At 65.6% G+C, this 23,734-nt stretch carries 21 protein-coding genes; 9 read left to right on the top strand and 12 right to left on the bottom strand.

Features of this window, described 5'->3' with window-relative positions; genetic code table 11:
- Positions 1-46: 46 nt before the first annotated feature.
- Together ACZ46K_RS12520 and ACZ46K_RS12515 are read right to left on the bottom strand one after the other, a co-directional pair.
- On the bottom strand, positions 47-886 hold the full coding sequence (locus tag ACZ46K_RS12520; protein WP_464748512.1) for an SDR family oxidoreductase: 840 nt from the start codon (positions 884-886) through the stop codon (positions 47-49).
- Positions 887-937: 51 nt separating this feature from the next.
- On the bottom strand, positions 938-1,660 hold the full coding sequence (locus ACZ46K_RS12515; protein WP_054806434.1) for a MerR family transcriptional regulator: 723 nt from the start codon (positions 1,658-1,660) through the stop codon (positions 938-940).
- 41 nt (positions 1,661-1,701) lie between these two features.
- On the opposite strand from ACZ46K_RS12515, the gene ACZ46K_RS12510 reads away from it, so the two are divergent.
- Positions 1,702-2,175, top strand: a complete 474-nt coding sequence (locus ACZ46K_RS12510) for a DUF6194 family protein (protein WP_464748510.1) — start codon at positions 1,702-1,704, stop codon at positions 2,173-2,175.
- A gap of 52 nt (positions 2,176-2,227) precedes the next feature.
- On the opposite strand, the gene ACZ46K_RS12505 is transcribed toward ACZ46K_RS12510, so the two are convergent.
- Positions 2,228-3,652, bottom strand: a complete 1,425-nt coding sequence (locus tag ACZ46K_RS12505) for a wax ester/triacylglycerol synthase domain-containing protein (RefSeq protein ID WP_464748508.1) — start codon at positions 3,650-3,652, stop codon at positions 2,228-2,230.
- Here ACZ46K_RS12505 and ACZ46K_RS12500 point away from each other — a divergent pair.
- The gene (locus ACZ46K_RS12500) at positions 3,636-5,645 is read left to right on the top strand and encodes a prolyl oligopeptidase family serine peptidase (RefSeq protein WP_464748506.1); all 2,010 of its coding nucleotides are present in this window, start codon (positions 3,636-3,638) and stop codon (positions 5,643-5,645) included. The genes ACZ46K_RS12505 and ACZ46K_RS12500 overlap by 17 nt on opposite strands.
- Before the next feature lie 60 nt (positions 5,646-5,705).
- Here the strand turns inward: ACZ46K_RS12500 and ACZ46K_RS12495 are convergent, their stop codons facing one another.
- Positions 5,706-6,563, bottom strand: a complete 858-nt coding sequence (locus ACZ46K_RS12495) for an alpha/beta hydrolase family protein (protein WP_464748504.1) — start codon at positions 6,561-6,563, stop codon at positions 5,706-5,708.
- A gap of 4 nt (positions 6,564-6,567) precedes the next feature.
- Positions 6,568-7,635: a patatin-like phospholipase family protein gene (locus ACZ46K_RS12490; RefSeq protein ID WP_464748502.1), complete on the bottom strand. Its 1,068-nt coding sequence runs from the start codon at positions 7,633-7,635 to the stop codon at positions 6,568-6,570.
- A gap of 123 nt (positions 7,636-7,758) precedes the next feature.
- Between ACZ46K_RS12490 and ACZ46K_RS12485 the strand changes: the two genes are divergently transcribed.
- The 4 genes from ACZ46K_RS12485 (at position 7,759) to ACZ46K_RS12470 (ending at position 9,258) form a co-directional block, all read left to right on the top strand.
- The gene (locus tag ACZ46K_RS12485; RefSeq protein WP_054806436.1) at positions 7,759-8,148 is read left to right on the top strand and encodes a phage holin family protein; all 390 of its coding nucleotides are present in this window, start codon (positions 7,759-7,761) and stop codon (positions 8,146-8,148) included.
- A gap of 191 nt (positions 8,149-8,339) precedes the next feature.
- Positions 8,340-8,660: a hypothetical protein gene (locus ACZ46K_RS12480; RefSeq protein ID WP_054806432.1), complete on the top strand. Its 321-nt coding sequence runs from the start codon at positions 8,340-8,342 to the stop codon at positions 8,658-8,660.
- A gap of 49 nt (positions 8,661-8,709) precedes the next feature.
- Positions 8,710-8,910 carry a PspC domain-containing protein gene (locus tag ACZ46K_RS12475; protein WP_464748500.1) on the top strand — a complete coding sequence of 67 codons (201 nt, stop codon included), beginning with the start codon at positions 8,710-8,712 and terminating at the stop codon, positions 8,908-8,910.
- A gap of 147 nt (positions 8,911-9,057) precedes the next feature.
- A complete protein-coding gene (locus ACZ46K_RS12470; RefSeq protein ID WP_054806435.1) occupies positions 9,058-9,258 on the top strand; it encodes a PspC domain-containing protein in 201 nt (66 codons plus the stop codon).
- Positions 9,259-9,779: 521 nt separating this feature from the next.
- Here the strand turns inward: ACZ46K_RS12470 and ACZ46K_RS12465 are convergent.
- The 6 genes from ACZ46K_RS12465 to htpG form a co-directional block, all read right to left on the bottom strand.
- Complete coding sequence (locus ACZ46K_RS12465) at positions 9,780-10,727, bottom strand: alpha/beta hydrolase (RefSeq protein WP_464749301.1); 948 nt, start codon at positions 10,725-10,727, stop codon at positions 9,780-9,782.
- 327 nt (positions 10,728-11,054) lie between these two features.
- Positions 11,055-12,077, bottom strand: a complete 1,023-nt coding sequence (locus ACZ46K_RS12460; RefSeq protein WP_054810055.1) for an alpha/beta hydrolase — start codon at positions 12,075-12,077, stop codon at positions 11,055-11,057.
- A gap of 239 nt (positions 12,078-12,316) precedes the next feature.
- A complete protein-coding gene (gene groL, locus ACZ46K_RS12455; protein WP_464748498.1) occupies positions 12,317-13,942 on the bottom strand; it encodes a chaperonin GroEL in 1,626 nt (541 codons plus the stop codon).
- 259 nt (positions 13,943-14,201) lie between these two features.
- Positions 14,202-14,729 carry a DUF6764 family protein gene (locus tag ACZ46K_RS12450; protein ID WP_054810057.1) on the bottom strand — a complete coding sequence of 176 codons (528 nt, stop codon included), beginning with the start codon at positions 14,727-14,729 and terminating at the stop codon, positions 14,202-14,204.
- A gap of 86 nt (positions 14,730-14,815) precedes the next feature.
- Positions 14,816-15,592 carry an HAD-IIA family hydrolase gene (locus ACZ46K_RS12445; RefSeq protein ID WP_054807375.1) on the bottom strand — a complete coding sequence of 259 codons (777 nt, stop codon included), beginning with the start codon at positions 15,590-15,592 and terminating at the stop codon, positions 14,816-14,818.
- Between the two features lie 27 nt (positions 15,593-15,619).
- Positions 15,620-17,545 carry a molecular chaperone HtpG gene (gene htpG, locus ACZ46K_RS12440; protein WP_054810056.1) on the bottom strand — a complete coding sequence of 642 codons (1,926 nt, stop codon included), beginning with the start codon at positions 17,543-17,545 and terminating at the stop codon, positions 15,620-15,622.
- Positions 17,546-17,670: 125 nt separating this feature from the next.
- On the opposite strand from htpG, the gene ACZ46K_RS12435 reads away from it, so the two are divergent.
- Positions 17,671-18,927, top strand: a complete 1,257-nt coding sequence (locus ACZ46K_RS12435) for an NAD(P)/FAD-dependent oxidoreductase (protein ID WP_464748496.1) — start codon at positions 17,671-17,673, stop codon at positions 18,925-18,927.
- A 19-nt stretch (positions 18,928-18,946) separates the two neighbouring features.
- Here ACZ46K_RS12435 and ACZ46K_RS12430 read toward each other — a convergent pair whose 3' ends face one another.
- Positions 18,947-19,471: a helix-turn-helix transcriptional regulator gene (locus ACZ46K_RS12430; protein ID WP_054807376.1), complete on the bottom strand. Its 525-nt coding sequence runs from the start codon at positions 19,469-19,471 to the stop codon at positions 18,947-18,949.
- A gap of 126 nt (positions 19,472-19,597) precedes the next feature.
- Between ACZ46K_RS12430 and ACZ46K_RS12425 the strand changes: the two genes are divergently transcribed.
- Together ACZ46K_RS12425 and ACZ46K_RS12420 are read left to right on the top strand one after the other, a co-directional pair.
- On the top strand, positions 19,598-20,224 hold the full coding sequence (locus ACZ46K_RS12425; RefSeq protein ID WP_464748494.1) for a DUF1707 domain-containing protein: 627 nt from the start codon (positions 19,598-19,600) through the stop codon (positions 20,222-20,224).
- 79 nt (positions 20,225-20,303) lie between these two features.
- Positions 20,304-23,732 carry a TM0106 family RecB-like putative nuclease gene (locus ACZ46K_RS12420; protein ID WP_464748492.1) on the top strand — a complete coding sequence of 1,143 codons (3,429 nt, stop codon included), beginning with the start codon at positions 20,304-20,306 and terminating at the stop codon, positions 23,730-23,732.
- The last annotated feature ends 2 nt before the right edge of the window (positions 23,733-23,734 follow it).

The raw sequence follows: 23,734 nt of genomic DNA, 5'->3' as shown, positions 1-23,734 counted from the left end.
GGATCCGCATCAACCGATCGGATGATGCGGGCAGGTACGCCATGTGTCAGGGACGGAACCGGAACATCCGGAGAAGGTACCGGGGCACTCCACTGAGCGGAACGGCAACAGGCCAGTCGCCCGAGCGGAAATACGCCTCGGTGCCGCCGTCCACCGTCACGATACTTCCCACCATGAAATCCGCTGCGCGCGACAGCATGAACTCGACCCACTCGGCGATCTGCTCGGCGTCACCGAAGCCACCGATCGGTACTGGAAAGCCCTCGACCCGCTTCGCTTGCGGACCGGCCAGCTGCGTTTCCAGCAATGGTGTCGAAATTGCGCCCGGTGCAATGACATTGAGACGAATACCGGAACCCGCCCAGTCGTCGGTGACCGCGATACGACGAGCCCACCGGGTGACCGCGATCTTCGTCGCCGCGTAGGTGAACGGGGCCGCCGCAGCGGAGATGCGCCCTGCGCGCTTGACTCCTTTGTCGAGGTCTCCGGCGAGGAAAGCCTTCACTGCGGAGTTCGGCACACCGGGCGTCGCCGTCGTCGAGTTCGATCCGAACACCACCACTTTGCTGTTGCCGGTCGCGGCGAGGGCGGGCCGCCAGCCGACGAGCAGGTCTATCACACCTCGCACGTTGACCTGGGCGATCACCGTTTCCTTTCCTGCCACGGGCCCCAGCCCGGCGGCGAGGACGGCGCCGTCGAGGCGTCCGCCGGCAAGCTCGAGCGTCTGCCGGATCGCCGTGGAGCGCCCCTGCGGCGTCGATAGATCCGCGACGACGTCGGCGTCCAATCGGTCGACCCCGATGACCGTGTGCCCCTTCGCGCGCAATCGCTCGGCGCTCGCCTTGCCCATCCCGGATGCCGCCCCGGTCACTACATAGATACCCATGTGTCCCCCTTCACTGCGTGCGGACCAGTACAACATGTGGGCTCGGTGTTCTCAGCGACGGGCGATGATCTCGGCAAGGACGGCTCCGGCACGCAGCAGCGCAAGTGTTCGCGCTGCGATGTCGTCGATCCTCGAGTCCAGCACCCTCAGCGACACGTCGATGTCATGGAGGTCGCGAAGATCGGTGAGGGCTCTGTGGACATCGGGTATGCGGTAGCCGGCAGCCCGCAGCGCCGCGACGATTCGAGCCTCACGGATCGCCGCCAGCGGATAGCGACGGGCCGATCCTGCGCTCGTGGCCACTCGATGTGGCGTCACGAGTCCCTCTGTCTCCCAGAATCGCAACGTCGAGGCACGAACTCCGAGGGCGCCGGCGAGTTCGGTGATCGTCATGGTGTCACTCTCGGAAGATTCGACCTCGGTCGCCGCTTCCGCGCGGATGAGGAGAAGTGCCCGTCGCGCCTCGAGCGCTTGTTCGCGCTCGCGAGTGAGTTCGATGTGGAGGGACGCCACCAGTGCGGCCGCCTCGCCGGGCGCGAGGACCCGGATCTGCCGCATCACGTTCCGCGCCTCCACGGGACCGACAGCACCGGCGAGGTCGCGGTAGGCATGCAGGTCGCGAACGTGTCGCGCGGAGAACACCCGGTACCCGTTGGCTTTCCGAGGAGCAGACTCGACGACGCCGTGAGCCTCGAGGTCGCGGATCTGCTGTACCGAGTATCCGGTGGCCGCAGAGACGGCGGCGGTGCTCAGTTCGACGTCGCCGTGGCCCATTGCCAAACCCTCCACAAGCACTTCAACTGCACACTTGAACCATGAGTATGGAGCAGATTCTCGAGACGGTGCGCGGCTTCGACGGGATTCTCGAACTCGCACCCGCCGAAGGCAGTGAGTTCCCCGAGGTCGCGTGGGGCGATCATTTCTTCTATTACGCCCCCGACGGTCAGGTCCCGCAGCGAGCGCAGCCATTCGCGACGATCGTGACGAAGGACTACCCCGGCGACACCGGGTCCGAGCTGGACCCGCCGGATCGGTGGAGACTGAACATCCACGTCGGCCGGGCGAGATTCACCGAGCTCACCGGTGAGGAACCACGGGCAGCGGAATCCTCGGTGGACTACAGCGCCTCCGACACCGTCCTACCTCATCCGGTCTATCGAGCTCAGGGGTGGATTGCGATCGTCGATCCTGGCGTTCGGACGTCGACCATCGCCGTCAGCCTTCTTCGCCTTGCCCACGAAGACGCGCGACGCCGGAAGACACCACACCGCCGCGACTCGCACGGATAGGCACACCGTGCCGACAAAGTGCGTGTGTCTTCCGAGCGCGCGTATGTCTCGGTCACCCGCCGAGCGCGACCCGGACCTCGCCGATCGCCTCCCGCAGCATCGACTCGTACTCGTCGACGTCGGGCACCGCGCGTGGGCTCGAGTTGATACCGATCGTGACGGTGTCGCCGAGACCGTACACACCATGGGTCAGGGCCATCACCGGTGACAGCCCCGGAAATCCGGCACTGAACACGACCGGGGCACCTGCGAGTTCGAGGTCGGCGCGGCCGCGGTTCACGCTCGACACCACCGTGTTCCCTGTGACGGTCGCGGGAACCTCGCCCAAAGAGTACCGATCGACACCGAACTTCAACAGCGGCGCGGGAACGAACTCGTTCGCCGAATCACGTTGCGCCAACAGCGGGCTCGACAGTCGTGCGCGACGATCGGCGATATCGTCAGCGATCAGCGCGGCCCGCGCGGACAGATCAGGTTCGGTCACGAACAGGTCGATACCGGCATTACGGTAGTTGTTGCGCGACTCCCCTGTCGCGTCGACCGCGATGGTGACCTCGACGCCGAGCCGATCCGGCACCGTCTCGCCGCGCAACCCCAGGAAGCGGGGCAGGGCGACGGAGATCGCTGTCAGTGCCGACACCGTGACGGTGACGCCGGCCCCGCGGAAGACCTCGGCGGGGCACACCACCATCCGCACGGCCCGATCGTCCCCGGGGTCGGTATTGACGCCGACGAGAGGGCGCCCTGCGGCCGGCGCGGGAATCTCTCCCGCGGTTGTCGCGTCGGTCAGCGCCCGATCGGCAGCGGCAGCCCTGCGTCCGGCCGCGACGAGTCGCGCGAACTGGACCGGAAATCGAAGCGACCGTGCCAGCTTCACGCGCATCGAGACAGCGTCCGGAGCCGGCGAGCGCGGTGGCTCCTCGGTGCCGAACAGTGCGCGCACCAGTTCCGTCGCCCGAGCGCCGTCGGCGAAAGCGTGCGACACCTGAAACACCACAACAACCGCAGGCCCGTCACAGCGAGGAGCGTCGAGAACACCCGCGAAGACGTGCACCCGCCACGGGCTCGTCCGGGCGTCGATCGATGTGGCCACCAGCGACCCCAAGCGTTCCTGAAGCTCGTCCCACGTGTGGTCGGTCAAGACGTGCTCGACCACCAGGTCGTCGCCGTACTCCCTCGGTTCCCAATACGGGTAGTCGAGATTCCACGGAACCTCGCGGATCCTGCACCGGAGCTCCCCCACCCCCGCGACACGTCGCCGGACCGCGACACGCACCGCATCGGCGTCGGTATCGCCCGCGAAGCAGTACAGCAGGAACTGATCACTACGGATCCGCTCCGCAAGCCAGTACATCTGCGCGTCGGAAGGGGTGAGCTGCACGGCCGCGAGCGTACCGTCGACGCATTCCCGGGGCCCCACCGTCGGCACCCAACCGCTCCGGTCCAGGTAGAAATAGGGCATGAGCAACACCACCACCGATCCCTACCTCTGGCTCGAGGATGTCACCGGCGAGAAGCAACTCGACTGGGTGCGGTCACGCAACGACCGCACCGTCGACGCCTACACACGCACCGATGACTTCACTACGCTGGAATCCCGGATCCGGGAAATCCTCGACACCGACGCGCGCATCCCCTACGCCCGACGCCGCGGCCGGTACCTGTACAACTATTGGCGCGACGCCGAGCACGTGCGCGGCCTGTGGCGGCGCACCACACTCGACCAGTACGTCCTCGACGACCCGGAGTGGGATGTCCTCGTCGACCTCGACGCGGTGGCCGCCGAGGAGGGTGAGAACTGGGTGTGGTCGGGCGCTCAGGTCCTGCGCCCCGACCAGGACCGCGCGCTCATCAGCATGTCGCGTGGCGGTGCCGACGCAACCGTCATCCGCGAGTTCGATCTGATCACACGGCAGTTCGTGTCGGGCCCGGACAGTTTCGAGCTTCCCGAAGCGAAAACCGACATCAGCTGGATCGATGTCGACTCCGTCTTCGTCGGAACCGACTTCGGTGACGGCACCCTGACCGATTCGGGCTATCCGAGGATCGCGAAGCGCTGGCGCCGCGGCACCCCGATCGCGGACGCGGAAACGGTGTTCGAGGGCGAGACCACCGACGTCGCCGTCGGCGCCGGCCACGACAACACCCCCGGGTACGAACGCAGCTTCGTCGACCGCGCCATCGACTTCTACACCGCGCACCAGTACGAACTGAAGCCCGACGGCACCCTGGTCAAGCTCGACGTACCGGACGACGCGCGGGTGAGCGTGTACTGCGACCACATGCTCGTGCGCCTCCGCTCCGACTGGCTCGGCTACCCCGCCGGCTCCCTGCTCGCGACCGACTACCCCTCGTTCCTCGAGGGTTCACGCGACATGACGGTGCTGTTCACACCCGACGAGCACACGTCACTCGAGCAGTACACCTGGACTCGGAACCACCTCCTGATGGTCACGCTGCGCGACGTCCAGACCCGGATGCGCGTCCTCACACCCGGACCCGACGGCTGGTCGGACGAAGAGCTCGACGGGCTTCCGGGTGCGACGTCGACGTCCATCATCGACGTCGACCCGCGCGAGGGCGACGACTTCTTCCTCAACTCGAGCGGATTCACGACCCCCGCAACCCTGCTGTCCGGCACGGTCGGGCAACCACTCGAGGCGATCAAGCAGGCGCCCTCGTTCTTCGATTCGGACAGCATCACCGTCACACAGCATTTCGCAACCTCCGACGACGGAACGCAGGTACCGTACTTCGTCGTCGGTAGTAGCACCGGCGCCGCGTCACCGACCCTGTTGTACGGGTACGGCGGATTCGAGAACTCGATGGTCCCGGCATACAGCGGCGGTGTGGGTCGGGCCTGGCTCGAGCGCGGAAACACTTACGTGATCGCGAACATCCGCGGTGGCGGCGAGTACGGCCCCACCTGGCACACGCAGGCGTTGAAGGCGAACCGCCACAAGGTGTTCGAGGATTTTGCCGCGGTCGCGAAAGACCTTGTCGCGCGGGGTATCACGACAACGGAACAACTCGGGATCCAGGGCGGAAGCAACGGTGGCCTACTCATGGGGGTGATGCTCACCCGCTACCCCCACCTGTTCGGCGCCATCGTGTGTCAGGTCCCGCTGCTCGATATGAAGCGCTACCACCTGCTGCTTGCGGGCGCCTCGTGGGTTGCGGAGTACGGCGACCCCGACAACCCCGACGAGTGGAGGTTCCTGTCGGAATACTCGCCGTACCAGAACACCGACCCCGACGCGGCATACCCACCGATCCTGATCACCACGTCCACCCGTGACGACCGTGTGCATCCCGGGCATGCGCGCAAGATGGTGGCGCTCCTCGAGGAGCAGGGTCACGAGGTCTGGTACTACGAGAACATCGAAGGCGGGCACGGCGGCGCCGCAGACAACGCGCAGGCGGCGTTCAAGTCGGCGCTGACCTTCGCGTTCCTGACCGAGAAGCTGTAGCAGAGGTGTGGATCCGAGCCCGGTTGCTCGGATCCACCCTGTTTCTCACCGGTCACGTTCTCACCGGTCACGCAGCCAGGCCGCGACCCGCCCGACGGTGTCGGCGTTGTCGCGGATCCAACCGTTGTGCCCGAGTGGCCGTTCGAGGTGCCAGGTGGTGACGTCGGCCGCGGGTAGCTTCTCCATCAGGTGCCGCGCCGAGGCAATCGGCGTCATGTCGTCGTCCTCGATCGTGATCGACAGAACCGGAAGCTTCAGTCGGCTCAGGCGTTCTTCGTAGTCGATGTCGGCACCGGCAGGCTCGAACCTGCCGCTGCGCGCAAGCCGCGCCCAATCGGAGATCAGCGGACGCGACTGCCGCCCGAAGCCCGCGACGCCCAACCTGTCGCCGGGCCAGAATCCGGCGACACTCGCGGTGAGCGACATCGCCGTCGAGCCGAACAGGAGCCCTGGTCCGTGCACTCCAGGGAAGTGGCGATAGTACGGGGTGCCGGAAGCGACGAGCACGAGCCCACCGAGACGGCCACGAATACGGGCGGCGTACAGCACCCCGAGCTGACCACCCATCGAATGTCCCAGCAGGAACGGGGTCGAGTCGGGAAATCGTTCCCGTACCGCCTCGAACATCGCGGGAAAGTGCACCGCGACGATGTCTTGGTAGCCGTATTCACTGTCCGGCCCGGGCCTCGGGCGGCTGTCGCCCTGACCTGCGAGCTCGCAGATCGCCGCGTCGAATCCGCATTCGACGAGGGCCTGCGCGAACGGCTCGTAGTACCCGGCGGGGATCCCGAGCCCTGGAACGGTCACCACGACGGCCCGCGACGAGTCGAGCCGGTTCTCGTGGTGGTGCTCCGGTCCGGGGAACAAGCGGACCGACGTCGTCGTGCCGTCGGGAAGCTGGATCGCTACGGTCTCCACCAACTCAGAGTAGGCCCGAATCATCGTCCTGGTCGGCAGACTGCGGAGCGTTCGATTCTTTCCCGGAGGCGGTTCCGAGCCCAGCGGCATCGAGCGCAGCCTCGGTGAGCGATCGTCCCAGCGCGATCATGTCGGCGGCTTTGTGGAAGTCGAGGCTGCGGCACGCGGTGCGCGGGATTTCGACCAGTACATCCGGTGGATACGCCGCAAGCTGGTGGCGGGCAAGGGTGGACTGCATGATGTCGAGCGAGCGATTCATGACTTCCACCCTGCTGAACTTCGGAGCCGTGATCGCCTCCGGGCCCATGTCGACGTCGTGGGCGCCATCGTCCGTGTCGGCGTACGGGGCGTGCGGGTCGAGCCTCTCCTCCGGTGCACCTGCACCGAATCGGCCCACCACCGAACGGACGATGTCGCTGTCGAGCAACTGCGATGCGGATCGCCGGAAGCGTCCGCCCCATTCCTCCGCCGGGCGCGGTTCTGCGCTGACGTTCTCCGGCGACTGCGTTCGGCCGCGCTCCTCCCCACCGAGACTGATCCCGATCGTAAGGTCGGACGACACGCCGACCGTCGGCGCTACGGGTAGAGGGGCCAACGTGCCGCCATCGGTGAGCACGCGGCCGTTGAGCACGTAGGGTGTGATGACACCGGGGATCGCAATCGACGCGCGGATCGCAACGTCGACAGGTCCCCGCTGAAACCACACCGAACGCCCGGCTGCCAGGTCGGTCGCCACTGCTGTGAACGGGATCGGGAGATCCTCGATGACGACATCACCGATAAGCTCGCGAACCTTGTTGAGTACCTTCTCCGCGTGGATGACGCCCGGAGACGTGACAGACACATCGAGCAAGCGGACGACGTCGAGCTGGGTCAGGCTTTCCGCCCAGCGGGTGTACTCCTCGAGCTTGCCGGCAGCGTAGACCCCGCCGACGAGGGCGCCCATCGACGAGCCGGCGATGCCGACGACCTCGAACCCACGTTCTTCGAGAATCTGGATAGCGCCGATGTGGGCATAGCCACGCGCTCCCCCGCTCCCGAGAGCAAGAGCAACGCGCATCCGATCGGCCATGACTCCGATCGTGCCATGCTCGGGTGATCCCGACGCCGGCGATCCCGACGCCGTGATCCGGACGCCACGGACTCCGCGTCGTAAAGTCCGGTGTTCCGGTTCTCACCGGGATACGCTTTCCACATGATTCGGCTCCTCGCCACCACGGTCGTCGCGCTGATCGCCAATGCGATTGCACTGATCGTCGGCGCCTGGGTCCTCCCGGGCATGTCGCTCAGCTCCTTCGCCTTCGTCATCGCCGTCGTGATCTTCACGGTCTCCGTGATCCTCATCGATCCTCTGTTGCGACAGGTCGCGATGACGAAGACACCGGTTCTGATCGGTAGCAGCGCGCTGATTTCGACACTGATCGCACTCATCGTCACCGCGCTCGTGAGCAACGGTCTGCGGATCGACGGCATCACGACATGGATTCTCGCCACCGTCATCGTGTGGGCCGTAGCGCTCGTAGCGCGCCTGCTGCTGCCGTACATCGTCTTCAAGAAGACACTCGCCAAACGCAGAAGTACCTGACACTCTCCGTCGAGAACAGAACACTCGAAGCACCCGCACGGCGATTCCGCCGTGCGGGTGCTGTCGTAGAGAACCCTGACCGAAAGTTCAGGGTGCAGACGGGGGTCCGTCCCTGATGTGCCCGAGGTGGTCCGAAGCGCACGATCAATGCATCGGTTCGACAGCCCTCACAGACACTTCGGGAGAATCCAATGCGTAAGACCATCTTCACGGCACTGCTCACCGGCGCCGCTGCACTGACGATCGGAACAGGCATCGCCGCAGCAGATTCCGCGCCGAACGTCGTCGGACTGGAGGAGCATGCCGCCACCGCGAAGCTCAGCGCCCAAGCTGCGCCCTACTCGATCACCAACCGCTCGGGAAATATCTCGGGTGCCTGCACGGTGACCCAGCAACGCGACCGCGGCTACCGGACCGAAACCGAAGCGACGTACGACTACACACGCAACGATTGGGTTCGCACGGAAACGAAGGTCTGGCGCGGTGTCGGCCTGACCGTCGTCTGCCGCTGACCTCCCCACTCACCACATCCGAACGCACGGCAAGGAGCACGGATTCATCATGACCTTCGACAACAGCGCACCCCGGCCCTTCACTCGCTCGACATCGCAGCGCATGCTCGGCGGCGTGTGCGGAGGCATCGCCGATTACTTCGACATCGACGTCAACATCGTCCGGGCCGGTGCCGTCCTTACAGCATTCGTCACCGGCGGCACCGCAGTCCTGCTGTACCTCGCACTCTGGATGCTTCTGCCCGAGTGAGTTTTCGACGGCACCGCCAGGTGCCGACGCCGCTACGGTCATCCATCCGCGAACCGTCCGGTACGAATCCACCCCGAGGCGAAGTTCAGGGTGGAGATCGGGGCGCTCCCTGATGTGCACACACTCGACAAAGAGCAGGATTACCTCATGACCTTCGACAACAACGCACCTCGCGCTTTCACTCGCTCGACGTCGCAGCGCATGCTCGGCGGCGTGTGCGGAGGCATCGCCGACTATTTCAGCATCGACGTGAATATCGTCCGCGCTGCTGCCGTTGTAGCGTCCTTCATCACCGGCGGTACCGCAATTCTGCTGTACCTCGCACTCTGGATACTGATTCCGGAATGAACAGCGCAAAGGCCGTGGAGCTCGAGAATTCGAGATCCACGGCCTCTCAATGCTTCCGGTCTACAGCGACCCGGTGAGTAGCGCCGGCGCGATGGCCAGCAGGAGCCCAATGAGCTGGTTGATGACTTCGAGACCGCCGGTAATACTGCCCATCTTTCCTCCAGTGTGTCGCCGGGGGCTTCACGCCTCCGGACATCGAATTCGGGTAACCAGAAGGTTCAGCTCAAGAACTCTGCACTCTGCGAAAGCAGTGAGAAGATGAACGTAATGATTTCGGTGATGGTCGTGCTACCCATTGATCCTCCTACGCCCGGATGGTTGAGGTGATGCGGCACTGACGAACTCGAGATCACGATGTGCCGAACCTCACATTACGACACGGTCTCGACATGGTCAATGATGTTGCGTAAGAAAATATTTGAAACTTTGGTACACCAAATCTTATCAGTGGAAACAGGTTCGGAAGAGGGCATAGGAGATGACCGCCTCGGAGAGAAGCGGTCCGTGAGCTACTCACCCCGTCACAACCCGATAGAACTCGCAATCATCGGCCAGGAGGCGTGGAGGTCGTCCTGCCAGTAGTCCCACGAATGTGTTCCCTGAGAGCGGAATTCGAACGTTGCAGGGATGCCCATTTCCCCGAGCCTGTCGGCCAGACGGTGCGTGCAGTCGTTAACCGCAGCCTCGATGACACCCCCGACAACGACCTGATTCAAGAGCAGTCCGAGATCACCGTCGACCGACCTCGCACCCAAGTTCTCGTGCGGCCCCGGCATTCCCGTTGCCGACGAGATGTAGAGTTCGATACCCCGCAGCTTCTCCGCATTGACGTACGGGTCGTTTGCGGTCCAACCCGGCCCGTCGAGCGGACCCCACATGTTCTCGACGTCGGCGTCCCCACGACTTTCGACGACGGTGCGGACATAGAGTTGCCCCAACTCCGTACTCGTCTCGGCACACCCGCTGTATGCACCCACCGCCTCGTACAGAGTCGGCTCAGCAATCGCCAGACTCAATACCGAGGTACCCGACATCGACAGCCCCGCTATCGCGTTCACACCCGTGGTACCGAACGTCGCGTCGATGATCGGCGGCAACTCCTGCGTGAGGAACGTCGTCCACTTGTTCCGGCCGAGCACCGGATCATCGCGTTCCCAATCGGTGTAGTACGTGAACGATCCATCGAGCGGCGTGACGACATTGACGTTCTTGCCCTCGAAGAACTCATCGATATCGGTCCGGGCATCCCATGTGGCCTGCCCTTCCCCGCCCCCTGCCCCATTGAGCAGATACAGCGTGGGGCGCGGAGCGCTCGTGTCGGCCGGTGTCCGCACCCTCAGCGGGACGTCACGGCCCATCGCCGCCGAATAGACGTGCGCGACGACCGTGCGCTCCCCCTCGACGTCGATGTGAGACAGTGACGCAGCGGGTTCCGCTGCAGCTTCACTCCCGAACAGTGCCGACGACATGCACGTGAGGGCGACGACCGACAACGCCGCCCATGCTCGCCGCAACGAGACCACCCGACCACCCTCCCGACTCCTCGGAACCCCGGACGAACGTCGATCACGACACCCCACCCGGTCGGAATGAAATCATTTCTACACCACAAAGCCGCGCAATGGTCACGAAACGGTCAATTTCCCGAAACTCGGGTTGCAGACACCGAACGGCGAGTCATGCAAAGAGGGTCGGCTCCGTGACATCGGAGCCGACCCTCGCCAGGACGAGCACACCAACCGCTACAACCCGAGCGCTGCCGCCAACCGCTACAACCCGAGCGCTGCCGCCAACCGCTACAACCCGATGGCTGCCGCCATCATGGGCCACGACTTGTGCAGATCGTCCTCCCAGTAATCCCAAGAATGCGTACCGTTCCGCCATTCGAAGTGTGCGGGTATCTCCAGCTCCTCGAGCCGGTCCGCGAGACGCGTCGTGCAGTGATGCACCGCCGCTTCGATGCTCCCGCCGACGACGAGCTGGCCCACGAGACCGAGCGGGTCGTAGTTGATCGACCTCGAACTCAGCTGGTCGTGCTCACCCGGAAGGCCCGTCGCTGCCGACACGTACAACTCGACGCCGCGAAGCTTCTCCGCATTGAGGTACGGGTCGTTCTCGATCCACCCCGGCCCACCGACCGGGCCCCACATGTTCTCGGGGTCGCCGCCCTTGACCCGCACCACGGCCTGCACGTACGCCTGCCCCACCGGTGTGCTCGTCTCGGCGCAGCCACTGTATGCACCGACAGCGCGGTACAACTCGGGCGCCGCGGTCGCCAGGCCGAGCACCGATGTACCCGACATCGACAGACCTGCAATCGCATTGGCTCCGGTGGTCTCGAACTGCTCGTCGATGATGGGCGGCAACTCCTCGGTGAGGAACGTCGTCCACTTGTTGCGGCCGAGTTCCGGGTCGTCCCGCTCCCAATCCGTGTAGTAGCTGTAGCGTCCGCCCAGCGGAGTCACCACATTGACGTTCTTGTCGGAGAAGAACTCGTCGACGTCCGTCTGCTCGTCCCACGTCGCGATGCCCTGGCCACCGCCGGATCCGTTGAGCAGATACAGCGTGGGCCGCGGTTCACTGGCGTCGGCCGGCCTACGCACCCGGAGTGGCACAACAGTGTCCATCGACGCCGAATACACGTGTGCGATGACCGTACGGCCATCCTCCACTTCGATGTGCGACAACTCCGAGGTTCGCTCACTGGCGGTCGACGATCCCGGAACCGGTTCGGCCGATCCCCCCGCCGGCACACACACCGCAGCCGCCAGTCCGACCGTCACCACACCACACACACGTCGGAACCACGTCGACCCCATGAACCCACCCCTTCGAAAGCTGCCTCATCCCACGACGAGTCGTCACGACCCGCCCAGCGCTCCCCGACAAGCCCCGAATTACACGCTTGTTTCTACACGATCCCCACCCGAAGGTCACGAAAGGGTCAAGATCTTGGTACGAGACACAGTGCCGGGACCCGCAGCACGAGACGAGGCCCGACCCCACCGAAGTGGTGGGATCGGGCCTCGCACAGCTCGGTCGTGCAGCTACGGCTGGATCAGAAGTCCATGCCGCCCATGCCGCCGGTCGGGTCGCCCATGGGAGCAGCGGCCTTCTCCGGCTTGTCGGCCACAACGGCCTCCGTGGTCAGGAACAGAGCCGCAATGGACGCAGCGTTCTGCAGCGCCGAGCGGGTGACCTTGACCGGGTCGTTGATGCCTGCAGCGAGCAGGTCGCCGTACTCGTTGGTCGCGGCGTTGAGGCCGTGACCGGCGGGCAGGTTGCGAACCTTCTCGGCGACGACGCCGGGCTCGAGGCCTGCGTTGAACGCGATCTGCTTGAGCGGAGCTTCGAGAGCGACGCGAACGATGTTCGCACCGGTGGCCTCGTCACCCTCGAGCTTCAGATCGTCCAGCGCGGGAGCCGCCTGCAGCAGAGCCACGCCACCACCGGCGACGATGCCCTCTTCGACGGCCGCCTTGGCGTTACGCACGGCATCTTCGATGCGGTGCTTGCGCTCCTTGAGCTCGACCTCGGTCGCAGCACCGGCCTTGATGACTGCAACGCCACCGGCCAGCTTGGCGAGGCGCTCCTGCAGCTTCTCGCGGTCGTAATCCGAATCCGACGCCTCGATCTCGGCGCGGATCTGGTTGACGCGACCGGCGATGGCGTCGGGATCGCCCGCGCCCTCGACGATGGTGGTCTCGTCCTTGGTGACGACGACCTTGCGGGCCTGGCCGAGCAGCTCGAGGCCAGCGGTCTCGAGGGACAGACCGACCTCTTCGCTGACGACCTCGCCACCGGTGAGGATGGCGATGTCGGCGAGCTGAGCCTTGCGGCGGTCGCCGAAGCCCGGAGCCTTGACGGCGACGGACTTGAAGGTGCCGCGGATCTTGTTCAGGACGAGGGTGGACAGAGCCTCACCCTCGACGTCCTCGGCGATGATGACGAGCGGCTTGCCCGACTGGATGACCTTCTCCAGGAGCGGCAGCAGATCCTTCACCGTCGAGATCTTGGAGCTGACGAGCAGGATGTACGCGTCTTCGAGGACGGCTTCCTGACGCTCGGCGTCCGTGGCGAAGTAGAGGGAGATGTAGCCCTTGTCGAAGCGCATGCCCTCGGTCAGCTCGAGCTGGAGGCCGAAGGTGTTGGACTCCTCGACGGTGATGACGCCTTCCTTGCCCACCTTGTCGATGGCCTCGGCGATCAGCTCACCGATCGCGGGATCGCCGGCGGAGATGCCTGCGGTCGCTGCGATCTGCTCCTTGGTCTCGACTTCCTTGGCGGTGTCGAGCAGCTTGGCAGTGACGGCCTCGACGGCCTTCTCGATGCCGCGCTTGAGGCCGAGCGGGTTCGCGCCGGCAGCAACGTTGCGCAGGCCCTCGCGCACGAGCGCCTGGGCGAGCACGGTAGCGGTCGTGGTGCCGTCGCCAGCGACGTCGTCCGTCTTCTTGGCAACTTCCTTGACCAGCTCGGCGCCGATCTTCTCGTACGGATCCTCGAGCTCGATCTCCTTGGCGATGGACACGCCATCGTTGGTGATCGTGGGCGCGCCCCACTTCTTCTCGAGCACGACGTTGCGACCCTTGGGGCCCAACGTCACCTTGACTGCGTCGGCGAGGCTGTTCAGGCCACGCTCGAGGCCGCGACGGGCCTCTTCGTCGAACGCGATGATCTTGGCCATTGCGAAGTGATCCTCCGGATATCGGGGTGACACCTAGGACGGCCGCTCGTCGGGACGCCCCGTAGTTGTGCATTCGGCCGGAATCAGTGCCCGCGACGGACGACCAGGGGTGTCGATATTTCCCGGTCTCACTGCCCCGACCTGGCACTCGCTTGTTGTGAGTGCCAACTGCATTTTTAGCACTCGAGGGTGGCGAGTGCAAGGTTACCGGCACTCGACCACCCTCGTCACGGTGCAGAAGGTTTCCGCACCCCGTCGACTAGCGACGCGTGGAGCCCACACCCACGGCGCACCACTGCCCCGTGGCGGTGTTGACAGCGAACGACTGAGCACCGATGCATGTGACACCGGCAGTGTCGGCCGTCGCTCCCGAACCCCAGCCGGCCACCGACAACGTGGTCGCCGGACCCTGCGCCCACGAGTGACTCAGACCGCCGCCGAGCGCGTAGGCGTACGAGCGCCCACCGTCACGCGCCGCGCTGAGCGCCGTACCGAACCCGGTCGCCTGGGACTCGGCAGCACCCGCGGACTCCGCAACCGACACCGCGGTGCCGCTGTCGGCTGCCGATGCACGCGCGAAACCCTCACCGGTGGTCGTCGCACCACAGCTTGCTGTATCCGACACCAGGATCTGATTCTCGGACGGCGGCGACACACACGTCACCGGCGCGGCCGACGCCGTACCTGTTCCCACCAAGGCAAACGATGCTGCGCCGACGGCAACCGCCGCGAAGGCCTGCGCAACACGACGGCCGGAGAGGACGGACCGGAGAGAACGAATGGACAAGAAGTGCTCCTCTGCGCTGGAAGAAGGAGGGAAAGAGCCCTCGGGCGCAGGGTACTCGTCACATGTGCGGCGCGCGAGACCCGAGATCACACATCGTCGAGCAACTGCGGAAGATCGGCAACCGAATCGATCACGTGGTCGGGCCGGTCGACGGCGAGCTCGAGCACAGACCGACGAAACTTTCCGGTACGCACCAGGACTCCGGTCATTCCGAGCCGCTGTCCGGGCAGCACCTCGCCGTACAGATCATCACCGACCACGACCATGCGGGACGGGTCGACGTCCATGATGTCCGCGGCCGCAAGGAAACCCTGCATCGACGGCTTCCCCACCGCCACCACCGACTGACCGCTGAGCTCCTCGAGTCCGGCAAGATAGGCGCCTGTATCGAGGCGCAGCCCGTCGGGCCCCTGCCAGCTGGCCGCGCGGTGCATCGCGACGACGGGGACACCGTCGAGCATCAATTCGGCAACGCGACTCAACGTCCGGTGAGTGAATTTCTCCCCCGCACCGCCGAGTACCACCACATCGGGATCGTCGTCGTCACGCTCGATCCCGTCGAGATCGGCCTCGACATCGCCCTCGTTGAGCACCCAGCACCGGCGCCCCGGATAGGTCTGCTTCAAATACTCGGCCGTCAGCGACGCGGCCGTGACGATCTCACTCGGATCGACGGGCATGCCGAGATCACTGAGCGTTGCAGCGATCTCGGCACACGTCCGTGACGTCGTGTTGGTCAGGAACGCCCGCGGCACTCCGCTCTCGCGGAGCTGCGCGAGGACGTCGGCGGCGCCGGGCACCGGCTCCCACGACGTCACGATCACGCCCTCGATGTCGAACAGGACTCCGTCCACGTCAGCCATGCCCACGAGCCTATCCGTGAAGAGAGATCAGACGGTGCGGGCGAGCCGATCCGCGAGCAGGTGTGTGAAGCGTGCGGGATCGTCGACCTCGCCGCCCTCGGCGATCAAGGCCATCCCGTACAGCAACTCTGCCGTCTCGGCGAGCGCCGGGTCGTCCGTGCGGCCACCGTGCGCCGCACGCAGCCCCGACACGAGCGGATGCCCGGGGTTCAGTTCGAGGATCCGCTTGGTGTGCGGCACCGGCTGGCCGGACGCCTTGTACATGCGTTCGAGCGCCGGCGACATGCTGAAGGTGTCGCCCACGATGCATGCCGGCGACGTCGTCAGGCGCGACGACAGGCGGACCTCCTTGACGTGCTCGTCGAGGGTGTCCTTCATCCACGTCAGAAGATCACCGAAGTCCTTCTCCTGCTCCTCACGTTCGGCTTCGGCCGCTTTCTTCTCGTCCTCGGTGTCGAGGTCGACCTCGCCCTTCGCAACCGATCGGAAGGCCTTGCCCTCGAACTCGGGAACCGACGTCACCCACATCTCGTCGACGGGGTCGGTCAGCAGCAGCACCTCGATGCCCTTCGCTGTGAACGCCTCCATGTGCGGGGAGCTCTCGAGCAGCTGACGTGACTCGCCGGTGATGTAGTAGATCTCGTCCTGGCCGTCCTTCATACGCTCGACGTACCCGGCGAGCGTGGTCTGCTCCTCGGTGCTCGCCGTGGAATCGAACGACGAGATCGCGAGCAGCGTGTCGCGGTTGTCGGTGTCGGAGATCAGACCTTCTTTGAGGACGCGGCCGAACTCGTTCCAGAAGGTCCGGTACTTGTCGGCGTCGTGGGTCGCCATGTCCTTGACCGTGGACAGGACCTTCTTCGTGAGACGACGCCGGATGGCCCGGATCTGGCGGTCCTGCTGCAGGATCTCACGGGAGACGTTGAGCGACAGGTCCTGCGCATCGACGACACCCTTGACGAAGCGAAGATATTCGGGGATGAGGTCTTCGCAGTCGTCCATGATGAACACGCGCTTGACATAGAGCTGAATGCCCGTCTTGCGTTCACGGGAGAACAGGTCGAACGGGGCATGCGTCGGAATGAACAGCAGCGCTTGGTATTCGAAGGTTCCCTCGGCGCGCATCGGGATGATCTCGAGCGGTTCGTCCCACGCGTGGGCGACGTGCTTGTAGAACTCGTTGTACTCGTCGTCCGATACCTCGTCGCGCGAGCGCGCCCAGAGCGCCTTCTGCGAGTTGAGGGTCTTGGTCTCGAAGGTGACCTCGTCGGTGCCGTCCTCACCCTTGGTGGTCCGGGAGACCTCCATGCGGATGGGCCACGCGATGAAGTCGGAGTACTTCTTGACGATCTCCTCGAGCTTCCACTGCGACGTGTAGTCGAAGAGATGGTCGTCGGCGTCCTCGGGCTTGAGATGCAGGGTGACCGAGGTTCCCTGCGGCGCGTCCTCGACGTCTTCGATCGTGTAGGTGGATTCGCCGCTGGACTCCCACCTGGTTCCGGCATCCTGCCCCGGCTTGTGGGTGACGAGCGTGACCTTGTCGGCCACCATGAACGCAGAGTAGAAGCCGATGCCGAACTGACCGATCAGTTCCTCGGACGCCGCGGCGTCCTTGGCCTCGCGCAGCTTCTTGCGCAACTCGCCGGTGCCGGACCTGGCGAGAGTACCGATCAGGTCGACGACTTCGTCGCGCGACATACCGATGCCGTTGTCCCGGATCGTGAGGGTACGGGCATCCTTGTCGACCTCGAGGTCGATGTGCAGGTCGGACGTGTCGACCACCAGGTCCTTGTTCTGGAACGACTCCAAGCGGAGTTTGTCCAACGCGTCGGACGCGTTGGAGATCAACTCGCGCAGGAAGGTGTCCTTGTTCGAGTAGATCGAGTGGATCATCAGATCCAGCAACTGGCGCGCCTCGGCCTGGAACTCGCGCTGTTCGACGTGTGTGCTCAACTCACTGTCCCCTTCGACAAGCAGATTTCCTCCTCGAATATTAGGACGGCCGAGCCCGGCGTGCCGAACCCCCCGCGAGGGCATCATGGAGAGGAGCGGTATCTCTGTGTCGACGGGAGTGGATCATGACGATTCGTCGAGTTGCCGTGGCCGGTGCCGGCATCGTGGGGCTGTCCACCGCGTGGTTTCTGCAGGAACGAGGCCTGGCCGTCACCGTCGTCGACCGCACCGGCCCCGGAGCCGATAGGCAGGACGCACGCGCGTCATGGGGCAACGCAGGCTGGCTGGCGCCTGCCCTGACGTTGCCGCTACCGGAGCCGTCGGTGCTGAGGTACGGGCTGCGGTCGATGTTCACGCCCTCGTCCCCGGTGTACGTGCCACCCACTCTCGACCCGAAACTGATGCGATTTCTCGTGGACTTCGCGCGGCACTGCAGCACTCGGCATTGGATGGCATCATTGGAAGTGTTCGCCCAGGTCAACAAGGTTGCGCTGCGGGCGTACGACGACCTGTCGGTCGGCGGCGTCACCGAACAGACCCGCGATGCCGACCCGTTCCTCGCGGCATTCACAGCGGAGACCGAGCGCGACCACCTGCTCGGCGAGTTCGACCACGTACGGGCGACGGGCGGCGAGGTGGATTACGACATCCTCGACGCAGACGCGGTGCACTCGCTCGAACCCCTGCTCGGCGACAAGGTGCGCGCGGGATTGAGGGTCCGCGGCCAACGGTTCATCGATCCACCACGGTTCGTCGCGTCACTCGCGGATGCGGTGCGAGCACGCGGCGGTGAGGTAATCACCGGGTTCGACGTCACCGAGGTGCGCGACCCCGGCAACGGCGTGGTCGACGTGATCTCCGCGAAGGGACTCGACGTGTCCGTCGATGCGGTGGTCCTCGCGACGGGAGCGCGGCTGAACGCACTTGCCCACGGGTTCGGTGTGCGCACTCCGGTTCAGGCCGGTCGCGGGTACAGCTTCAGCGTGGTGCCCGACGAACTTCCCAAGAACCCCGTGTACTTCCCGGTGCAGCGGGTGGCGTGCACGCCTCTGCACGACCGGTTCCGCATCGCCGGAATGATGGAATTCCGCAAACCCGACGCACCCCTCGATCCGCGACGCATCCAGGCGATCGTCGACGCGACCCGCACGCTCATGCCCGAAGTCGACTGGGCTGCGAGGAGTGAGGAGTGGGTCGGCTCGAGGCCGTGCACGGCCGACGGACTGCCGCTGATCGGTGGCACCCGGTCGCCGCGCGTGTTCGTCGCGGGCGGTCACGGTATGTGGGGTGTCGCGCTCGGGCCACTGACCGGCCGACTCCTCGCAGGTGCAATGACAAACGACGCCGATCCGCTGCTGCGGCATTTCGATCCCCTGCGGTGATCGACCCTGCGGTGATCGGTCATCCCTCGTTCGCGAGCCGCTTGTCCATGCCTTCGAGCCACGTGAGCACAGCGCGTTCGTAAGCAATGCCGAACTCGACCGTGGCGGCAGAGTAGTCCGGCAGGTCGTGGTTCGTCATGAGGTCTTCGTACCCGGCGAGTTGGCTCTCATGCGCGGCGCGGTAGTGCGCGAGCATCTCGGCGAGCCGTTCCGGACGTAGATGGTCGGCGAATGCAACGGTGAGAAGCAGCGGGTGCCGGATGTTCTCGGGTCCGGGGTCGCGGTCGATCCATGCTGCGAACGCCTCGCGGCCGGCGTCGGTGAGGGTGTAGGGCTTGCGGTCGCGCGGACCCTTCTCACCGGGCATGATCATGCCGTCTCGTTCCATCGCGGCAAGTTCCCGATACACCTGGCTGGTAGTGAGCGACCAGAACTTGCCGATCCGCTCCTGCGCCGTGGTCACCAGATCCCAACCCGTCTTCGGACCCTCGTGCAGAAAACCCAGCAGCGACGCAGCTGTCGCGTTGAGCGGACGTCCGGCCATCACGCGCTCCCCTCATCCCGTCATCGGGAAAACCGTTGACATTCCACTGTGTCATATCCATCATGGAAACAACGACTTTCCACAATGGAAGCTCATCAGGGCAGGAAATCTCCGCTGGAGGACCCCATGGCCACCGAGAACCCCCACATTCCCGACTCCGACAGGATCTCCGATTCCGAACGCGAGCGGTTCGTCGACGAACTTGCCCAGCACGTCGGCAGCGGGCACCTCACCATCGACGAGTTCGACACCCGCGCCTCCGCCGTCTACGCATCGACGACCGTCGCCGAGGCGCGCGCGCAGTTCACCGACCTTCCCCGGCCCGTTCCTCCAGCACCGACCACAGCACGTGCTCGTCGGCGGCTTCCCGTCCATCAGAGGATCGAGTGGACCGCGTGGCTCGGCGTGAGTGCGATCAACGTGCTGGTCTGGGCCTTGGTGTCACTCGGGACGGCATCGCTGGTCTACCCATGGCCGCTGTGGGTCATCGGACCATGGGGCCTGGTCCTCCTCGCCCGGACCGTGCTCGGAATCGAAGGAGGCGGATGCTCCTCGCGCGCACACGACGCACGACGAGAGGCCGCCCGCGCCGCAATGCTCGCCCGCCGGGAGGCGATGCGTGCCCACTCGATCGCGCACCGGGAGGCCATGCGCGCCCACTCGATCGCGCACCGGGGACCGCTCCGCTGCGCCCCGCTCGCACAGACACGACCGCTCGCACCGCTCGCAGCGACCTCGCATCGGCGTCGGTAACTCCGTCCGCGACGTAGCCATCGGCTGTCACCCGCGTCTGCCATAGTCGGGCAACGACACCACGCGGGAGGCGGCGCCGATGTTTCTGCTCGACGATGTGCTGGTCTACAGCTCACGGGATCTCGCCGAGGCCGCCCAGTGCGAATTCTTGCTGCTGAGCACTGTCGACAGCGTCCTCGGCCGCGGACCCCGACCCGCAGGCGTCGACGATCCGATGCTCGACCGCACTGCCCGTCTCGGCAACGCCCACGAGCAGCGCGTCCTGGACCGGTATCGCGACGAGTTCGGCGACGGTGTCGTGCACATCCCCCGCCCCGACCACACTCACGACGGCTACGAAGCAGCTGCGCGTGCCACGATCGACGCCGCCCGCGCGGGTGCCGACGTGATCTATCAGGGCACGTTCTTCGACGGCCGGTTCGTAGGCTTCTGCGATTTCCTCGTCCGCACCGGCGACACGTATGCCGTGTACGACACGAAACTCGCGCGGCACGCGAGAGTCGAGGCGCTGCTCCAGCTTGCCGCCTACGCCGATGCCCTCGCGCACACCGGAATCCCGGTCGCGCCGCACGCACACCTGATCCTCGGCGACGGCACGATCGCGTCGTATCCCCTCGCCGACATCGCTCCCGTCTACGCGCAACGCCGGGTGCATCTGCAGCGCCTGGTGGACGGCCATCGCGGCGCCGGAACTCCCGTGGACTGGACCGACGCCGGGCACACCGCGTGCGGCCGCTGCGACACGTGCGAACCACAGGTGGCGACGTATCGCGACCTTTTGCTGGTCGCGGGAATGCGGTCGACGCAACGCGCCCGCCTTATCGCCGACGGTGTCACCACGATCGACGAACTCTGCGCACGGGAGGAGCCCGTGCCGGGCATGTCCCATCGCACGCACGCCGCGCTGCGAGCGCAGGCTCGGGTACAGCTGCGACAGGAGCAGACCGGCGAACCGGTTGCCGAGGTCTACGAGCCAGGTTCCCTTGCCACGCTGCCGAACCCGGACGACGGAGACATCTTCTTCGACTTCGAGGGCGATCCGCTGTGGTGCGAGGACGGCGGCCCCGACTGGGGGCTGGAATATCTGTTCGGCGTGGTCGGAACAGACACCGGAACTCCGACGTTCCGTCCCTTCTGGGCGCACACGCGCGCCGATGAGCGGCGTGCACTGCTCGATTTCCTCGAGTACGTGGCGCAACGCCGCCGCACGTACCCGAAGATGCATATCTACCACTACGCGCCGTACGAGAAATCGGCGTTGTTGCGGTTGGCAGGCCGGCACGGTGTGGGCGAGGAGGATGTCGACGAACTGTTACGCAACGGCATCCTGGTGGACCTGTATCCGATTGTGCGCGCGTCGGTTCGGGCCGGCGAGTCGTCGTACAGCATCAAGAAACTCGAGCCGCTGTACATGCCGCCGCGTGATGGTGAGGTGATCGATGCCGGCGCGTCGATCGTCGCGTACGCGGACTACTGTGACCATCGCGATGCGGGACGGGACGAGGCGGCTGCGAAACTGCTGGATTCGATCGCGTCGTACAACGAGGACGACTGCGTGTCCACCTGGCGGCTGCGCAACTGGCTGCTCGAGCGCGCCGCGGAGCACGGTGTCGCCACCACCGGGGTCACGCACGAGGAGGCCGCGCTCCCTCTCGAACCGCACCCCGCAGAGGTCATGCTGTGGGAATTCGCGGGCGAGGCGACAGGTGAGCGCACCGACGACCAGCAGGCCGCAGCATTGATGGCGGCGTCACTCGGCTATCACCGGCGGGAGCGGAAACCTTTCTGGTGGGCCCATTTCGATCGTCTGTCGAATCCGGTGGACGAATGGGCCGATACCCGCGACACCTTGGTCGCGACCTCCGTCGCGGTCGACGAGCACTGGCATCTTCCGCCGCGCAAGCGCAAGGCCCGCCGGCATCTTGCGGTCACGGGTGATTTCGATACCGGGAGCACTGCGCGTGCCGGCGATTCGGTGTTCCTGTTGTACGAGGCGCCGGCACCTGACGGACTGCCCGACGGCGGGCCGTGGACGCGAGCGTGGTCGGGTGGGAAGATCCTCGAGCGCCGGTCCGGCAGCGATTTTCACGATGTGCTCGTGATCGAGGAGTTGCTGCAGACCGACGAGGAGTATTCGGCCCTGCCGATCGCGGTCACGCCCGGTTCCCCCATCGGGGCTGCCAGTATCGAGAAGGCGATCGAATCGGCGGCCGACGACATGTGCGCGTCGCTGCCGGATCTGCCGTCGACGGCCGGCACCGACATTCTGCGACGGATCCCGCCGCGCACGCGGTCCGGCGCGCTCCCTCCGGTCGGCGACGGCGGGTTCCCCGCCGCGATCACCGCTGCTGTCCTCGACCTCGACGATTCGTACGTCGCCGTGCAGGGCCCGCCCGGCACCGGGAAGACGTTCACGGGATCCCGGGTCGTCGCCGCACTCGTCCGCGAGCATGGCTGGCGGGTCGGGGTGGTCGCGCAGTCGCACTCGGTGGTCGAGAACATGCTCGACGGCATCGTGAAGGCGGGTGTGCCGGGCGAGGTCGTCGCGAAAGCCAAGGCGAAGACCGCCGAGCCGACATGGACACCCGCGAAGGACACCAAGACCCTGACGGGGTATCTGGATGGGCTCCACGACGGCTATGTCGTCGGCGGCACCGCATGGGATTTCACGAACACCAACTGCATCGCGTCGGGCAGTCTGGATCTGCTCGTCATCGACGAAGCCGGTCAGTTCTGCCTGTCCAACACCGTGGCAGTCGCAACGAGTGCACGGAACCTGCTGCTCCTGGGCGATCCTCAGCAATTGCCTCAGGTCAGTCAGGGCACGCACCCCGAACCCGCCGACGAGTCGGCCCTCGGCTGGCTCGCCGAGGGGCACGGCGCGCTACCCGCCGACCGGGGGTTCTTCCTGTCGCGCACGTGGCGGATGCATCCCGACCTGTGCGCGCGGGTGTCGGATCTGTCGTACGACGGGCGGCTGCTGTCCCAGTCCGACCGCACCGCAGCGCGTGCCCTCGACGGCCTCTCGCCCGGCGTGCACACGGTGACGGTCGAGCATTTCGGCAACGCGACGTGCTCGGTCGAGGAGAGCGACGAGGTGGTGCGCCGGGTGCAGGCAGTGCTCGGCACCGAGTGGCGCGACGACGCGGAGGTCGCACCGCGTCCTCTGGAGGAGAAGGATGTGCTCGTCGTCGCGCCGTACAACGCGCAGGTGGCGATGATCCGGTCCGGCCTGTCCGATGTCGGGCTGACCCGGGTCGATGTGGGCACGGTCGACAAATTCCAGGGTCGTGAGGCGCCGGTGGTGTTGATGTCGATGACGGCGTCGGCGATCGAGGACGTACCGCGCGGGATGTCGTTCCTGCTCTCGCGCAACCGGCTCAACGTCGCGCTCTCGCGGGGCCAATGGTGTGCGATCGTCGTCCGCTCGCGTGCATTGACCGATCATCTACCGTCGACACCCGACGAACTGGTCGACCTCGGAGCATTCCTGCGACTGACCCGGTGACC

Source organism: Rhodococcus sp. JCM 9793 (assembly GCF_055380405.1).
Note: the sequence above shows the minus strand (reverse complement) of the source record. Positions and strands in the feature narration are given on the sequence as shown.

What these genes read in the sequence shown, in the direction of transcription:
- ACZ46K_RS12470 (WP_054806435.1), top strand. Translation starts at nt 9,058, where the DNA reads ATGACCTTCGACAACAACGCACCTCGCGCTTTCACTCGCTCGACGTCG.
- ACZ46K_RS12430 (WP_054807376.1), bottom strand. Translation starts at nt 19,471, where the DNA reads ATGGCCGGACGTCCGCTCAACGCGACAGCTGCGTCGCTGCTGGGTTTT.
- ACZ46K_RS12445 (WP_054807375.1), bottom strand. Translation starts at nt 15,592, where the DNA reads ATGGCTGACGTGGACGGAGTCCTGTTCGACATCGAGGGCGTGATCGTG.
- ACZ46K_RS12425 (WP_464748494.1), top strand. Translation starts at nt 19,598, where the DNA reads ATGGCCACCGAGAACCCCCACATTCCCGACTCCGACAGGATCTCCGAT.
- ACZ46K_RS12465 (WP_464749301.1), bottom strand. Translation starts at nt 10,727, where the DNA reads ATGTCGTCGGCACTGTTCGGGAGTGAAGCTGCAGCGGAACCCGCTGCG.
- ACZ46K_RS12435 (WP_464748496.1), top strand. Translation starts at nt 17,671, where the DNA reads ATGACGATTCGTCGAGTTGCCGTGGCCGGTGCCGGCATCGTGGGGCTG.
- ACZ46K_RS12500 (WP_464748506.1), top strand. Translation starts at nt 3,636, where the DNA reads ATGAGCAACACCACCACCGATCCCTACCTCTGGCTCGAGGATGTCACC.
- groL (WP_464748498.1), bottom strand. Translation starts at nt 13,942, where the DNA reads ATGGCCAAGATCATCGCGTTCGACGAAGAGGCCCGTCGCGGCCTCGAG.
- ACZ46K_RS12480 (WP_054806432.1), top strand. Translation starts at nt 8,340, where the DNA reads ATGCGTAAGACCATCTTCACGGCACTGCTCACCGGCGCCGCTGCACTG.
- ACZ46K_RS12520 (WP_464748512.1), bottom strand. Translation starts at nt 886, where the DNA reads ATGGGTATCTATGTAGTGACCGGGGCGGCATCCGGGATGGGCAAGGCG.
- ACZ46K_RS12515 (WP_054806434.1), bottom strand. Translation starts at nt 1,660, where the DNA reads ATGGGCCACGGCGACGTCGAACTGAGCACCGCCGCCGTCTCTGCGGCC.
- ACZ46K_RS12460 (WP_054810055.1), bottom strand. Translation starts at nt 12,077, where the DNA reads ATGGGGTCGACGTGGTTCCGACGTGTGTGTGGTGTGGTGACGGTCGGA.
- ACZ46K_RS12475 (WP_464748500.1), top strand. Translation starts at nt 8,710, where the DNA reads ATGACCTTCGACAACAGCGCACCCCGGCCCTTCACTCGCTCGACATCG.
- ACZ46K_RS12420 (WP_464748492.1), top strand. Translation starts at nt 20,304, where the DNA reads ATGTTTCTGCTCGACGATGTGCTGGTCTACAGCTCACGGGATCTCGCC.
- ACZ46K_RS12510 (WP_464748510.1), top strand. Translation starts at nt 1,702, where the DNA reads ATGAGTATGGAGCAGATTCTCGAGACGGTGCGCGGCTTCGACGGGATT.
- ACZ46K_RS12485 (WP_054806436.1), top strand. Translation starts at nt 7,759, where the DNA reads ATGATTCGGCTCCTCGCCACCACGGTCGTCGCGCTGATCGCCAATGCG.
- ACZ46K_RS12490 (WP_464748502.1), bottom strand. Translation starts at nt 7,635, where the DNA reads ATGGCCGATCGGATGCGCGTTGCTCTTGCTCTCGGGAGCGGGGGAGCG.